This is a genomic window from Mesobacillus campisalis (assembly GCF_000986785.1).
GTDB classification, from domain to species: Bacteria; Bacillota; Bacilli; order Bacillales; family Cytobacillaceae; genus Mesobacillus_B; species Mesobacillus_B campisalis.
The window spans coordinates 63,400-76,090 of record NZ_LAYY01000003.1 but is presented as its reverse complement, the minus strand read 5'-3'; the positions used below and the strand labels follow the sequence as shown (position 1 = coordinate 76,090).

Sequence of the window (12,691 nt, the reverse complement as noted above, 5' to 3'; positions counted from 1 at the left end):
CTACTTTATGAAGGAGGGAACCCGAAATGCATCCTATGAGAACACCATACCAAGACAGCAGATTTTTTGGACCAGGCCTTTTCTTTGGCGCACCGTTCCTGGGCGGATTGCTTGGCGGATTTTTAGGAGGTGCTCTGGTCAGGCCAAGGCCATTTTATCCCTACCCGCCGGTTCCATATGGTTACGGATATGGACCGGGATATGGACCAGGATATGGACCAGGATATGGAGGATATCCTTACTGGTAATAGAAGGAAGGAAAACAGCTCTTCACACAGAGGAGCTGTTTTTTTATCCTTGCACTCCTTAAAGGGAAGTGTCCAAATCGCAAAAGATGGGTAAAAAATTGAAACCAGTGAAAAAAGGATTTAGGAAGGATATAGCGAACTGATAAATAATAACCTTATAATATATTCCTCATAACTGGAAAGCTGAATGAAGGAGAAGATGGCATGGACTTGGATCTCATCATGGGCATTCTCGATGAAAAAGGTTATCTTGGCCTGTTTTTATGGCTCTGGATGGGAGTCTTTGGCGTTCCTGTTCCAAATGAGGTGTTTACACTGACGGTCGGGTTTGCGGCTGCCATGAAAGTGCTTCACCCTGCAGCGGCTTTCCTGGTTACATATCTCGGAATAGTGGCTGCTTTAACAACGCTGTATTTGCTTGGCCGCCTGCTGGGCAGGAGATTGCTGAAATTCATGGAAAAACGGAAACGCTTTTCAAAAAGCATCAGCCAATCCCTTGTTTTTATGGAAAAATACCATGCGTTTTCCCTCACACTCAGTTATTTTATACCCGGTGTGAGGAACTTTGTTCCGCTTCTGTATGGGTTTAGTAAACTGCCTTACCGGGTGTTTGCCCTTTTCTCCTATACAGGGGCGTTAGTGTGGCTCACAATCGTTTTTACGATTGGCTATCTTTTTGGGGACCATAGTGCGATGATTTTAAAATACGGGAAGGAGTTTGGGCTCGTTGCCATAGCTGTCTTTGCAGTGCTGGCAATGTGGCTTGTCCGCAGGAAGGTTCGAAACAGGCCAAGGGCCATTGGAAGATAGGTTGATTATTTTACGGGGGGATACAAAAAGATGGAAAAAACACTGCTGGAATCACTAGGAATTGAAATTATTGAATTGCAAAAAGGAAGGGTTGTCGCAACCATGCCGGTTGATGACCGTACCCGCCAGCCGTTTGGGCTTCTTCATGGCGGGGCATCCGTGGCTCTTGCGGAGACGGTGGCAAGCGTGGGTGCTTATGAGCTTGTCGATAAGGAAAAAGAGGCGGTTGTTGGCCTCGAAATCAACGCCAACCATATCCGCGCGAAGAGGGATGGGATCGTAACAGCTACGGGAACCGCACTTCATCAAGGAAGGACCACCATGGTCTGGGAAATTAAAATAGAAGACGAAGAGTCCAAGCTTGTCTGTGTGTCGAGGTGCACCATTGCGGTGATAAAGGTCAATAAGTAAAAAAGGATCCGGGAAGCAGTCCCGGATTTTTTATTCAAGGTTAAGAAATTCCTGGATCCGACGGCTTTTCCTAGTTGGACGTTTCTATTTCAAAAAGGTTTTTCAGCCTGTTTTCATGGAACCTGGAGGGCAATAGTTTCAGCAAAATATTCCGAAGGATGCATAGCAAGGGCTTTTCAAGTTGTGCTGTTTTCCTGAACAGCTTCATTTCCTGGGCCACCCGGCTGGTCCTGACAAGCCTTTCCTGTTCATAGTGCCTGAACGATTCCTTTAGAGGCCGGTCCTGCTTCACCCACTTGGCGAGGCAGATGCTGTCCTCAATGGCCTGTGAAGCTCCCTGGCCCAAATCGGCATAGGCCGCATGCGCGGAGTCTCCCAGCAGCAGGACCCTGCCAACCAAATATTGCCGAAGCGGCTCCAGTTCATACAAATCTTGTCTGATAATACGTTCATCCTCCGTTTTTTCGAGAATTCTCTGAATATGTTCATGATAGGAGAAAAAATTGAAGAGCAGATCAAGCGAGGCCCATTTCTCGTATGACGATCCATCCTGGGCGACTTTTTTTATCGCATACCAATATAGTTTCCCGTCCGGAAGTGGAGCGGTGCCGAACCGCCCCCTTGGCCCCCATGTTTCGGTATACAATCCCCTGGCATCGTTATCCGGGTCAAGGACTCCCCGCCAAGCTGTATATCCAGAGAATTTCAGCTTTATGTCAGGCAGGAGTCTGGCGCGGAGAAATGAATGTTTGCCGTCACAGCCGATGAGAAAGTCAAAGGTGGTGGCTGTTCCATCTTGGAAGGTTAAATGAATATCGTGGTTATTGTCCTCAAAGTCGATCAGCTCTTTCTGATAATGGAGGGTGCCGGGAGAGAGTGAAGCTTTAAGGATGGCATGGAAATCTTCGGGCAGAATGAACAGGAAAGCAGTAGAGTCCTTTTGTGACCGGCAGTTTAGGTCTGCAATCGACCTGCCCCATTCAGAATAAATGGTGAAGCTGTCTGTACTCACTCCAGCTTTGCGAATGTCCGTGCCGACGCCAAGGGCATCGAGGGCTTTTAATGCATTGCCGCCAAGAATAAGCCCGGGACCTGATGCCAAGTTGGATTGTGTGCCTTTTTCATAAACTTCTGCCTTTATTCCCCGGATTTGCAAGGCACGTGCCGTGCACATTCCCCCTATACCTCCGCCAATAATCGCAACCCTATCGCCAGTCATGTTGTGTTCCTCCCCTCGCAGTTTGCTATCTATACTATACGATGGAGGGAAATAGCAGGATATGGATAAAATTCGAACAATCGGTAAATTCATCTCTTGAATGCAATCTGTCAAAAAATCTTCAAGAAAATAAAAAAGGCTTTCCGAATCACGTCCATTTGAACGGTCTTCGGAAAGCTTCTTTGCAATTAGATCGATTTTCCTTGTTTCATTTTTTTTCGGTCTCGTGCAAGCTCATCAGCAACACTCTTATTCCAGAGCTTGACTCCGGAATTGTAGGCTGCCCGGCCAATTAGGTGTCCGGATACCGGAGCTGTCATGAAAATGAACAAAATGGCAAGTACGAGCCGGGAGTTAAAATGGTCTTCAAAAAAGAGAAAGTAGAACATCGCTCCGAGCAGGATTAGCATGGCTCCCAAAGTGGTCGCTTTGGAAGCGGCATGGTTTCGGGTATAAATATCGGGGAGCCTAATCACCCCAAAAGTGGCTGCCAGAGTCAAAAATGTACCAGAAAGGATAAACAGCATGACAATAATTTCATAAATTGCTGTCATTTTCGATGACCTCTCCTTTCTCAAGATATTTGGAAAAGGCTACCGTCCCTATGAACGCCAAAATTCCAATCAGCAGGATGATATCCAAAAAGGCATTTGTGCGCAGGATGATTGATAAAATGGCAATCACAGCTACTAGAGTGATTCCCAAAGCATCCAGGGCAACGACTCTGTCAGGAGTCGTCGGCCCTTTTATGACCCGGTAGATGAGCCCGAACATCGCCACCGTGATCAGGAACAATGCTATGTATAGAAGAATTTCAAACATTATCGGCTCACCTCCATAATGGCTTTTTCAAACGAGTTTTTAATGCTGCTCACCGCATCATTTAAATCATCAATATCGACAGCATGTACATAAAGTGTTTTGTTGTCCGGAGACACATCGACAACTAGTGTTCCAGGCGTCAGGGTTATCAAATTGGATAACAGGAGGATTTCCCAGTCCCGCTCCAGCTCAATCGGCAAGGCGAAAATACCGGGCCGAATATCCAATTTTGGCTTCAGGACAAGCCTGAGGACAGCAAGATTGGACAAAATCAATTCCCTGATAAAAATAAGCACAAGCCGAATTATTGCGTAAACACGCTTAAGGTAAAAACGGGTCTGGAAAAATCCACGGAAGAAAAAAAGGATCAGCAGGCCAAAGAAATAGCCCACAATGAATGTAGCCGGAGTGTAGCTGGTTTTCAGGAACATCCATACAAAAGCGAGAACGAAATTCAACAAAATTTGAAATGCCATAGCCACCTACTCCTTTAACACAGCATTGATATAGATTTCCGGATTGCTCAGGGTCTCGGCAGCATTCATGATAACCGGATACAGCGCCTCGGTGCCAAATCCAAATAGAACTGCAAAAACAGTCAGGATGGCTGGAGATGCCAGCAGCCATTTGACAGGAACTTTTTCCTGGTTTGCATAAGTCTCTGGCTTTCCCCAAAACACATTCATGAAGATTTTCATTGCAGAGAACAGAACGAACAAACTAGACAAAAGGACAACGGCAGCTCCCCAGTAGTTTCCGTTGGCAAATCCGGATGAGATGATTAGGACTTTGCCAGGGAAACCGCTCAATGGCGGGATACCAGCCAAAGCAGCCGCAGCGATGAAGAAGGTCCAGGCAAGGGCAGGAAACCTGTGAATGAGACCGCCCATTTTCGTCATGTCTGAAGTCCCGGTTATTTTAATGACGATGCCTATGAGCAGGAACAAAGCGGCTTTTATATTCATGTCATGAATGATATAAAAAATGGACCCGGCAAGCGATTCCTGCGTGAACGTTGCGACACCAAAGAGAATGACACCGACGGCCACAATAATGTTATAGATGATAATCTTTTTGATATCGGAAAAGGCGATCGCTCCGATAACACCCACGATGATTGTAAGGATGGCCAGTACTTCCAATAGCCCGTGCGTAAAGCCGACATCCTGGTTAAATAGTAAAGTATAGGTCCTGGCTATAGAGTAAATCCCCACTTTTGTCAATAAAGCTCCGAACATGGCCAGTACGGGAGCGGGCGGAGCGTAATAGGACCCTGGCAGCCAGAAATAAAGCGGGAAAAGGGCGCCTTTGGCCCCGAATACAATCAGGAACAAGACAGCAATGACCGTTATGATTCCTGATTGCCCCATCTCAGCAAGCCGTACAGAAATATGTGCCATATTGAGTGAACCAACAACGGAATAAAGGTATCCCACAGCGATAACAAACAACGCGGATGCAATCACATTGACAAGCAAGTATTTGATTGTCTCCCTCAGCTGAATCTTCGTTCCGCCCAACACAAGCAGAACATAGGAAGACATAAGCATAACCTCGAAGAAGACGAAAAGGTTAAAAATGTCCCCTGTAGTAAAAGCCCCATTTATTCCTAAAAGCAAGAAGAAGAAGACAGGGTAATAAAAATGTTCTTCCCGTTCCTTTTCTATATACCGGAAGGAATAAAGCAGACAGACAAAACCGATCAGGCTTGTCGTGACGACCAGCAGGGCTGAAAGCATATCAGAAACGAGGGTAATCCCAAAAGGTGCTTCCCAGTTCCCGAGATTCATGGTTTGAATGCCCTCGTTATATACCGTGGCTGCCAGCCATAACGAGACGATAATCATTAGAATGGAACCGGCAGCGGAGATCCAGCGCTGAGTTAGAGTGTTTTTAGCAAAGAATATCAGGATCGTCCCGGTAAACAAGGGGATTAGTAACGGTAAGACAATTAGACTATTCATTTCCTTCCTTTCCTCTCATAAGCTCCAAATTATCTGTTCCTAGTTCCTGATAGCTGCGGTAGGCAACTACAAGGAAAAGAGCGGTTATACCAAAGCTGATGACGATCGCTGTCAGAATCAATGCTTGCGGGAGCGGGTCGGTATAGGATTCAGCATTTTGGCCAAGAAGAGGAGCAGCTCCGGTCTTCAGGCCGCCCATGGTCAAAATTAGCAGATGGGCTCCGTGGCTGAGCAACCCTGTCCCGACAATCACTCTCAGCAGGCTTTTGGAAAGCATGAGATATGTCGCAGACATAAAAAGAATTCCAATCAGTAATGACATGACTATCTCCATTATTCGCTCTCTCCAATCGTTTGAATAATGGTCATCGTGGTTCCGATGACGACGAGGTACACACCAATGTCGAACAAGACTGCTGTATGCAGCGAAGTTTTCCCCAGCAGTGGAAGGTCTACATAGGTGAACCAGTGAGTAAGCAGCGGCTTTCCGAATAAAAGCCCTCCAGCCGCTGTGCCTGTGGCAAACAGGAGGCCGACACCTACGACCTTTTTGTAATCGAACGGCAGGGCCTTTGATACTGTTTTGATATCGTAGGCGATCAACAGGAGAACAATTGCCCCAGAAGTCATCAGGCCTCCGATAAACCCGCCGCCAGGCTCATAGTGCCCGGCAAAAAACATATAGATGGAAAACAAAACGATGACAAACAACAAAATCTTTGTTGCGGTCTGCAAAATGAGATTATTTGTCTTCATCATTGTTCTCTCCCCCTTGTCATGCGCAGCTTAATTAGGGAGTAGATTCCCAAAGCTGCGATTCCCAGAACGGTGATTTCAAACAGTGTATCAAATCCGCGGAAATCAACCAGCGTCACGTTGACCATGTTTTCCCCGGCTGCTTTTTTATAAGTATTCTCAATATAGTATTGGGAAATGGAATCAAACATCTTGCTGCTGTGCGCTGACAGAGCAATCAGAGTCACAATTGCTCCAACACCAATTGAGATGATGAGATTGCCAGCTTTAAAACGAGTATCTTCTATATTTTTGCCCAGCTTTGGCAAATGATAAAAAGCCAGCAGGAAAAGCGCTACTGATACCGTTTCTATCACCAGCTGGGTCAAGGCCAGATCAGGCGCCCTGAAAACGACATAAAAGAGGGAAACCGAATAACCGACAGCTCCCAATAAAATGATCGCCGAAAGTCTTGATTTGGCCAACAGCACGGAAATGGCCGCAACAGCTGTTATCACGGCTAACACAAGCTCATACGCGCGGATTTCGGCCACATGGGACATATCCAATACAAAAGCATCCTTCAGGAACAAGGTGATCCCCAGGCTTAGGATGAAGAAGGTGAAAATATAAAGCAGATACGAGCGGATTGACCCCGTCATATAAGCGTCAGTAATTTTTGCGGCACCTCGCTGGATGTTCTCAAGCCCTTTGTCATAAAACGAATTCAGGGAGAATTTTTCCGGCATGCGGTTGTATATGCCTGCCCATTTTGGCATGAATTTATAAAGCAGGATACCCGCCAGGATGACGCCGATTGTCATGAACAATTCCGGAGAAAGACCGTGCCAATGGTAGATATGCACATCGAAATCATGGCCAGCTGCAAGCAGCGGCGGAAGGATGGAAGCCATGACAGATTCAATCAACGGTGCGACGAGGTTCGGAAACAACCCGATAATGACAACTAAAGAAACAAGAATCACCGGAGAAATCAGCATCCCAATCGGTGCTTCATGAGGTTTTACCTCTAGCTTTTCAGGCTGGAATTTCCCTGTGAATGTTTTGAACACGATAATCATGCTGTACAGGAACGTAAATACGCTTGCGACCCAGGCAACAACAGGGAAGAGCAAACCAAAGCTTTCCATATTGAACAGTCCGATTTCCTGGGCGCGGAGCATGCCGGTAAAAAACATCTCTTTGCTCAGGAATCCATTGAATGGCGGTAGGCCGGCCATTGAAAAGGAACCGATCAATGCCAGGGTAAACGTGATAGGCATAACCGTCATCAAACCGCCGAGCCTGCGGATGTCACGCGTACCGGTTTCATGGTCGACAATTCCGACCACCATGAACAAACTTCCCTTGAACGTTGCATGATTGATTAAATGGAATACCGCAGCCGTGACGGCAACGGCAAAGTAGCCATCTTCCATCTCCGGGAAATGGAGGGCCGCTGCTCCCACACCAAGCAAGGACATAATTAAACCAAGCTGACTGATGGTGGAGTAGGCAAGGATTCCTTTCAGGTCGGTATGCTTGACCGCCGAGAAGGAGCCCCAGAACAAGGTCAACAGTCCGATGCCTCCAACAAGCCAAATCCACAGGCCTTCGAAAGCGAAGACCGGAGTCAGCCTTGCAACCAGGTATATTCCTGCTTTTACCATCGTAGCCGAATGCAGGTAAGCACTGACTGGAGTCGGTGCTTCCATCGCATCGGGCAGCCAGATATGGAATGGGAACTGGGCCGATTTTGTGAATGCGCCAAGCAGGATACAAATCAAGGCAGGGATGAACAGGGAGTGTCCGACAATATCGCCAGCCATGGCGACTGTAGCCGAAATGCTGAACGTTCCAGTCATCAGGTAGAGGAGAATGATTCCCCCGAGCATGGCTAAACCGCCAAATACGGTAATCAGCATCGATTTTTGCGCTCCGTAGCGCGAACGTTCACGATGGTTCCAATAGCCGATCAGCAGGAAAGACGAGAAGCTTGTCAATTCCCAAAAGGCATACAGGACGATAAAGTTGTCGGAGAGGACCACTCCGAGCATTGCTCCCATAAATAGAAGCAAATATACATAAAACTGGTTAAGCTTTTCCTTTTCCATAGAAAGGTAGTAAATGGAATAAAGGACAACGAGGGAACCGATCCCAGTAATCAGAAGGGCAAATAGGAGACCCAGCCCGTCTACTCTCACGCTGAAATCAATTCCCAGGGATGGAATCCATGCCAATGTTTCCATAATGGCTTGTCCGCCTATTGCGTCTCCCAAAAAGGACAGGAAATAGGCGAACAGGGCAACAGGAAGCGGCAGCAGAAACCAGCCGGTATGGATTTTTGAAACTGTCTTATGTACTAATGGAATGAATAGTGCCAATATTAATGGAGAAATAATGGCAAGATGAAGCAAAGACAAGTACATAACCTCCTTTAAATGCAATAGTAAATTCGTCCTGCTTAAGACTCTCCGTTTATTTTAACCAAAGCTGGCTTTGGCAAACAGCGCAGGAATCATTCCTCACCTGGCGTTCCAAACACATTATACCGTAAAATCCAAAAGCCATGCATGCTCGACTGCTCAGACGCTAAGAAGTATAAAAGGCACGCCAAAACGGCATCCTATAGGTGGAGGGATGTGCCATGTTTAAAAAAGTCACCGCTTGCCTTTCAATCTTTTTCATGCTGCTGGCAGGTGCGTTTGTGCTTGATCGGCAAAACAGCGGCACAGCCGGACCAGCTGACGGCGACCCAACGTTTCAAATCCAGCAGGCTGGTGCCGTCGAAGCAGAAGAAAAAAGGCCGAGAGTCTTTGCGCCAAGGGAGTATGTCAAAATTGTTTCTCCCGAATAACACCAAAAAGAGGGTGAACCAAGTTCAGCCTCTTTTTGTTATACGTCCAAGTCTGTAAAAGGTTCTATAATTCTTTAAAAAATTTGTAGAAAAATTTTTTTGTGTCCACTTAAAAAATGCAGAAAAGTAAAAAAACTAACCCGATTTCGTGATATAATAGTAAAAATATATTGCAAGTGCTGCTGGGCAAAAGTTTTGAGGAAAGTTGGGAGAGAATGAGGGAAAAGGAACGGGCAATCTTTATTGACTTTGAATTTACCATGCCTGACCGCCACAGCAAGAGGAGGGGGTTCTACCAGGAGATTATTGAAGCGGGTATTGTCCTGGTGGAAAAAGGGCAAATCATTGAGCAGTTTTCTTCCTTTGTTGTACCAGTACGCTTCCCTGTGTTGACCGAGAGATGCAGGTCATTTTTGAATATCACCCAAAAGCAGGTGGATGGAGGTATTTCTTTCCACGAGCTGGTTCTTAAATTAAAGGCACTGGAAAGTCAGCGTCCAGGCTTAGTCATTACGTGGGGAAACATGGACATGAAGGTTCTTCGCCACAATTGTCAGCAGGCGGGAGCCGAGTTTCCGCTTAATGGCCGTGAAGTGGATCTCTCAATGGAGTATAAGCGATTCTTTGGGGACCAGAACCAGACGGGACTCTGGAAGGCGGTACAGGAGTATGGCCGTGAAGGGACAGGAAGGCATCATAGGGCACTTGACGATGCGCTGACCACCTACCATATTTACAAGCTGGTTGAAAAAGATAAGCAATATTTGCAAAAGCCGCAGCCTACAACGATTGGAGACAGAGTCGACTTTTCAAAGCTGTTCAATAAATTTGCCTAAAAAGCCAGATCACTCTCCTGAGCAATCTGGCTTTTTTGGTGCGATTCGGCCCAGGGCGTCAGCTGTCCTTCCTATTTGAAGTAGTCTTTCTCAAGGCTCTCGATGCACTTTAGGCTGGCAATAGCCCACGGAGAGGAATCCTTTTCGAGAGGCTCCTTAAAATGGGTGACAGCTTCCCTCAACGATTCCTGGTAATCTGGCATCCCGCCATCCAAAGGTTTCACCATTTTCCTGGGAATATTCGCCTGCTCGCGGAAGGCAAGCGCCCTGCGCTCATGGAAGAAGCTCACTTCCGCTTCCCGGGGGTTATGCAGGTCTCCTTGCATAGGGTGCTTTAAGACAGCCAGGATGCGGACAAGGTAATGCTCAGGCCGGATATCGGTGACTTCGCCTGCATATTTTCCGGTTTTGTATATCGCTGTTACATGGTCACCTATCTTGATTTCACTCATGCTACTCTCTCCTCTCAGGTAAAAAACAACTGGATATTATAGCCATCCTCGTTTATATTATGGAGCATAGGATGCCAAAAACAAAGCGGGAGCCTCAGGACTTCCGCAAAAACATTGGAGGAAGACAGGATGAAACAACTATTGCTGTTAGTGTTGTCCCTGGTTCTGCTGGCAGGCTGCGGGACAAGCGGCGAAAAAAATACGGACGAAGCCGGGACAGGTACGGGCGCCGATCCGGAAGAAAAAGTGGAGGTCTCTGGAGGTTTCCCTCAGCTGTCACCGGAAGTGGCTGACAATGAAAGGCTTGTAGAGATGAAAACTTCGCATGGTGCCGTAAAGATTAAACTGTTCCCCGAACATGCCCCAAAGGCTGTTGAAAATTTTATCACCCACAGTGAAAACGGCTATTACGACGGCTTGATTTTCCATAGGGTCATCAAAGACTTCATGATACAGGGAGGAGACCCTGAAGGAACTGGAATGGGCGGAGAGAGCATATACGGTGAACCATTTGAAAATGAAATTTCGCCAAATCTCTACCACCTTCGCGGAGCCTTGTCGATGGCCAATGCGGGGCCGGATACAAATGGCAGCCAGTTTTTCATCGTGCAGAGCAGCTCCCTGAATGGCGGACTGCAGGGCTATCCCGATGAAATTGCCGAGGCCTATCAGGAAAATGGAGGAACGCCTCACCTGGATACAGCCCATACCGTATTTGGCCAAGTTATTGAAGGAATGGAAGTCATCGATGAAATTGCAGAAGTGGAAACGGGGGCAGGAGACAAGCCTGTAGAGGATGTTGTGATTGAATCGATCACCGTGATCGAATAGCGCCACTGCGGGTTGTGGCTTGGAATGAGGGCTGTCCGGGCGTATAATAAGGAGAATAAGGACTGACGTCATAAAGAAAGGAAGTTTATATGAATTGGTTCGTTTTGTCGTTGTTTCTATATTTTCCGGAAGATAAATCCGAATACCTGCCTGCCGCGTTGTGGCTGATTGCTTTTACCATACTCGCCATGCTGACAATGAAGTTTGTCATCCGCCACTCCAAGAAGGAGGCGGAGAAAGCAAAGGAATATGAAAAAGCGCTACAGCGCCAAATGGCGGAGCGGGAATAAATAATGCAAAAACGAAGGTGCCGTTTAAGGCACCTTCGTTTTTGCGTTAAGTGAATGAAATCTTCAGCCGATTTAAGCCTTCCCTTAAGATTTCGCGAGGACAGGCGAGGTTCATTCTCACAAACCCTTCTCCCCCAGGTCCGTATCCAGTGCCAAGGTTGAGCCCCAGCTTGCCTTTTTTTAGGAGGCGTTCTTTGATTTCCTCGTCGGACCACCCGGTTTGCCGGCAATCGAGCCACAAAAGATAGGTAGCCTCAGGAACCACAGGCTTAATATCCGGCAGCTCCGCTTTAATAAAGGACACAGCTTCGCCGGTATTTTCCTTCAGGTACACAAGAAGCTCCTCAAGCCAGGGTTCTCCATGAAGGTAAGCCGCTTCCATTGCTGTAATCCCAAATACATTAAGGGAGAAAAATCCCTGCATCTTTTGCTGCTCTGTGAATTTCCGGCGAAGCTCCTTATCCGGAATGACAACGGCTGATGACTGAAGGCCTGCTATATTGAAGGTTTTGCTAGGCGCAATGCCGGTCAGCACAATTTTTTTGTACTCTTCTTTTATAGAGGCAATCGGGATATGCTTGTTTGGCTTAAAGACAAGGTCAGAATGGATTTCATCTGCCAGAATGAGGCATCCATACTGCAGGCACAAATCACCGATTTTGATAAGTTCTTCCTCCCGCCACACCCGGCCGCCCGGATTATGCGGATTGCACAGAAGGAAAAGCTTTACGCCATCCTTCAGCTGCTGTTCAAAATCCTCGAAATCAATCTCATAGGTGTCACCAATCAGCTTCAGCTGGGAGTTGACGACCGTCCTGCCATTAACCTTTGCCATGTCAAAGAAAGGCGTATAAACAGGTGATTGCAGCATGACCTTGTCACCCGGTTCGGTATAGGCCTGGATTGCGAGCGCGATGGTCGGCACTACGCCGGGGCTGTAAACAATCCAGGAGGGATCGATATCCCAGCCATGGCGTTTCTTTTGCCAGCCGGCCACAGCCTCGCCCGCCTCCTGGCGCACAAAGGTATAACCATAAATACCGTGGTCGACACGGTTTTTTATGGCCTCTACAACCTCCCTGGGCGGGAGAAAATCCATATCTGCCACCCACATCGGAAGAACATCTTCCTCGCCAAAAACCTGCTTTACCATCTCCCATTTAACGGATGCCGTACTTTTCCTGTCAATGTTTTGATTGAAATCATAACTTCCCAT

17 protein-coding genes are annotated in these 12,691 nt (G+C 47.1%); 7 read left to right on the top strand and 10 right to left on the bottom strand.

From position 1 onward, the window contains the following. Positions 1 to 26 precede the first annotated feature (26 nt). The 3 genes from WQ57_RS03580 to WQ57_RS03570 all read left to right on the top strand — a co-directional run bounded on the left by WQ57_RS03580 (position 27) and on the right by WQ57_RS03570 (position 1,469). A complete protein-coding gene (locus tag WQ57_RS03580) occupies positions 27 to 248 on the top strand; it encodes a hypothetical protein (protein ID WP_046522357.1) in 222 nt (73 codons plus the stop codon). Positions 249 to 452: 204 nt separating this feature from the next. Further along, positions 453 to 1,058: a DedA family protein gene (locus WQ57_RS03575; protein ID WP_046522356.1), complete on the top strand. Its 606-nt coding sequence runs from the start codon at positions 453 to 455 to the stop codon at positions 1,056 to 1,058. Positions 1,059 to 1,088: 30 nt separating this feature from the next. After that, complete coding sequence (locus tag WQ57_RS03570) at positions 1,089 to 1,469, top strand: hotdog fold thioesterase (RefSeq protein ID WP_046522355.1); 381 nt, start codon at positions 1,089 to 1,091, stop codon at positions 1,467 to 1,469. Positions 1,470 to 1,539: 70 nt separating this feature from the next. Here WQ57_RS03570 and WQ57_RS03565 read toward each other — a convergent pair whose 3' ends face one another. The 8 genes from WQ57_RS03565 to WQ57_RS03530 all read right to left on the bottom strand — a co-directional run bounded on the left by WQ57_RS03565 (position 1,540) and on the right by WQ57_RS03530 (position 8,632). Further along, a complete protein-coding gene (locus WQ57_RS03565) occupies positions 1,540 to 2,688 on the bottom strand; it encodes an FAD-dependent monooxygenase (protein WP_052948633.1) in 1,149 nt (382 codons plus the stop codon). A 188-nt stretch (positions 2,689 to 2,876) separates the two neighbouring features. Beyond that, on the bottom strand, positions 2,877 to 3,242 hold the full coding sequence (gene mnhG / locus WQ57_RS03560; protein WP_046522354.1) for a monovalent cation/H(+) antiporter subunit G: 366 nt from the start codon (positions 3,240 to 3,242) through the stop codon (positions 2,877 to 2,879). Beyond that, positions 3,226 to 3,510 carry a Na(+)/H(+) antiporter subunit F1 gene (locus tag WQ57_RS03555; protein ID WP_046522353.1) on the bottom strand — a complete coding sequence of 95 codons (285 nt, stop codon included), beginning with the start codon at positions 3,508 to 3,510 and terminating at the stop codon, positions 3,226 to 3,228. The genes mnhG and WQ57_RS03555 overlap by 17 nt, the downstream gene beginning before the upstream one ends. Beyond that, positions 3,510 to 3,986 (bottom strand): Na+/H+ antiporter subunit E, encoded by a 477-nt coding sequence (locus tag WQ57_RS03550; protein WP_046522352.1) that lies wholly within the window; start codon positions 3,984 to 3,986, stop codon positions 3,510 to 3,512. The genes WQ57_RS03555 and WQ57_RS03550 overlap by 1 nt, the downstream gene beginning before the upstream one ends. A 6-nt stretch (positions 3,987 to 3,992) precedes the next feature. Next, complete coding sequence (locus WQ57_RS03545; protein ID WP_046522351.1) at positions 3,993 to 5,474, bottom strand: Na+/H+ antiporter subunit D; 1,482 nt, start codon at positions 5,472 to 5,474, stop codon at positions 3,993 to 3,995. Next, on the bottom strand, positions 5,467 to 5,808 hold the full coding sequence (locus WQ57_RS03540) for a Na(+)/H(+) antiporter subunit C (RefSeq protein ID WP_046522350.1): 342 nt from the start codon (positions 5,806 to 5,808) through the stop codon (positions 5,467 to 5,469). The genes WQ57_RS03545 and WQ57_RS03540 overlap by 8 nt, the downstream gene beginning before the upstream one ends. Then, positions 5,808 to 6,230: a Na(+)/H(+) antiporter subunit B gene (locus WQ57_RS03535; RefSeq protein ID WP_046522507.1), complete on the bottom strand. Its 423-nt coding sequence runs from the start codon at positions 6,228 to 6,230 to the stop codon at positions 5,808 to 5,810. The genes WQ57_RS03540 and WQ57_RS03535 overlap by 1 nt, the downstream gene beginning before the upstream one ends. After that, positions 6,230 to 8,632 carry a Na+/H+ antiporter subunit A gene (locus WQ57_RS03530; protein ID WP_046522349.1) on the bottom strand — a complete coding sequence of 801 codons (2,403 nt, stop codon included), beginning with the start codon at positions 8,630 to 8,632 and terminating at the stop codon, positions 6,230 to 6,232. Before WQ57_RS03530 ends, WQ57_RS03535 begins: the two co-directional genes overlap by 1 nt. A 224-nt stretch (positions 8,633 to 8,856) precedes the next feature. On the opposite strand from WQ57_RS03530, the gene WQ57_RS03525 reads away from it, so the two are divergent. Together WQ57_RS03525 and kapD are read left to right on the top strand one after the other, a co-directional pair. After that, positions 8,857 to 9,066 (top strand): hypothetical protein, encoded by a 210-nt coding sequence (locus tag WQ57_RS03525; RefSeq protein WP_046522348.1) that lies wholly within the window; start codon positions 8,857 to 8,859, stop codon positions 9,064 to 9,066. 215 nt (positions 9,067 to 9,281) lie between these two features. Continuing rightward, the gene (kapD, locus tag WQ57_RS03520) at positions 9,282 to 9,902 is read left to right on the top strand and encodes a 3'-5' exonuclease KapD (RefSeq protein WP_046522347.1); all 621 of its coding nucleotides are present in this window, start codon (positions 9,282 to 9,284) and stop codon (positions 9,900 to 9,902) included. A 71-nt stretch (positions 9,903 to 9,973) separates the two neighbouring features. On the opposite strand, the gene kapB is transcribed toward kapD, so the two are convergent. Further along, positions 9,974 to 10,354 (bottom strand): kinase-associated lipoprotein KapB, encoded by a 381-nt coding sequence (gene kapB / locus WQ57_RS03515; protein WP_046522346.1) that lies wholly within the window; start codon positions 10,352 to 10,354, stop codon positions 9,974 to 9,976. A 129-nt stretch (positions 10,355 to 10,483) separates the two neighbouring features. Between kapB and WQ57_RS03510 the strand changes: the two genes are divergently transcribed. Continuing rightward, a complete protein-coding gene (locus tag WQ57_RS03510; protein ID WP_046522345.1) occupies positions 10,484 to 11,185 on the top strand; it encodes a peptidylprolyl isomerase in 702 nt (233 codons plus the stop codon). 89 nt (positions 11,186 to 11,274) lie between these two features. After that, positions 11,275 to 11,475, top strand: a complete 201-nt coding sequence (locus WQ57_RS03505) for a hypothetical protein (RefSeq protein WP_046522344.1) — start codon at positions 11,275 to 11,277, stop codon at positions 11,473 to 11,475. A 46-nt stretch (positions 11,476 to 11,521) separates the two neighbouring features. Here the strand turns inward: WQ57_RS03505 and WQ57_RS03500 are convergent, their stop codons facing one another. Beyond that, the gene (locus WQ57_RS03500; protein ID WP_046522343.1) at positions 11,522 to 12,691 is read right to left on the bottom strand and encodes a MalY/PatB family protein; all 1,170 of its coding nucleotides are present in this window, start codon (positions 12,689 to 12,691) and stop codon (positions 11,522 to 11,524) included.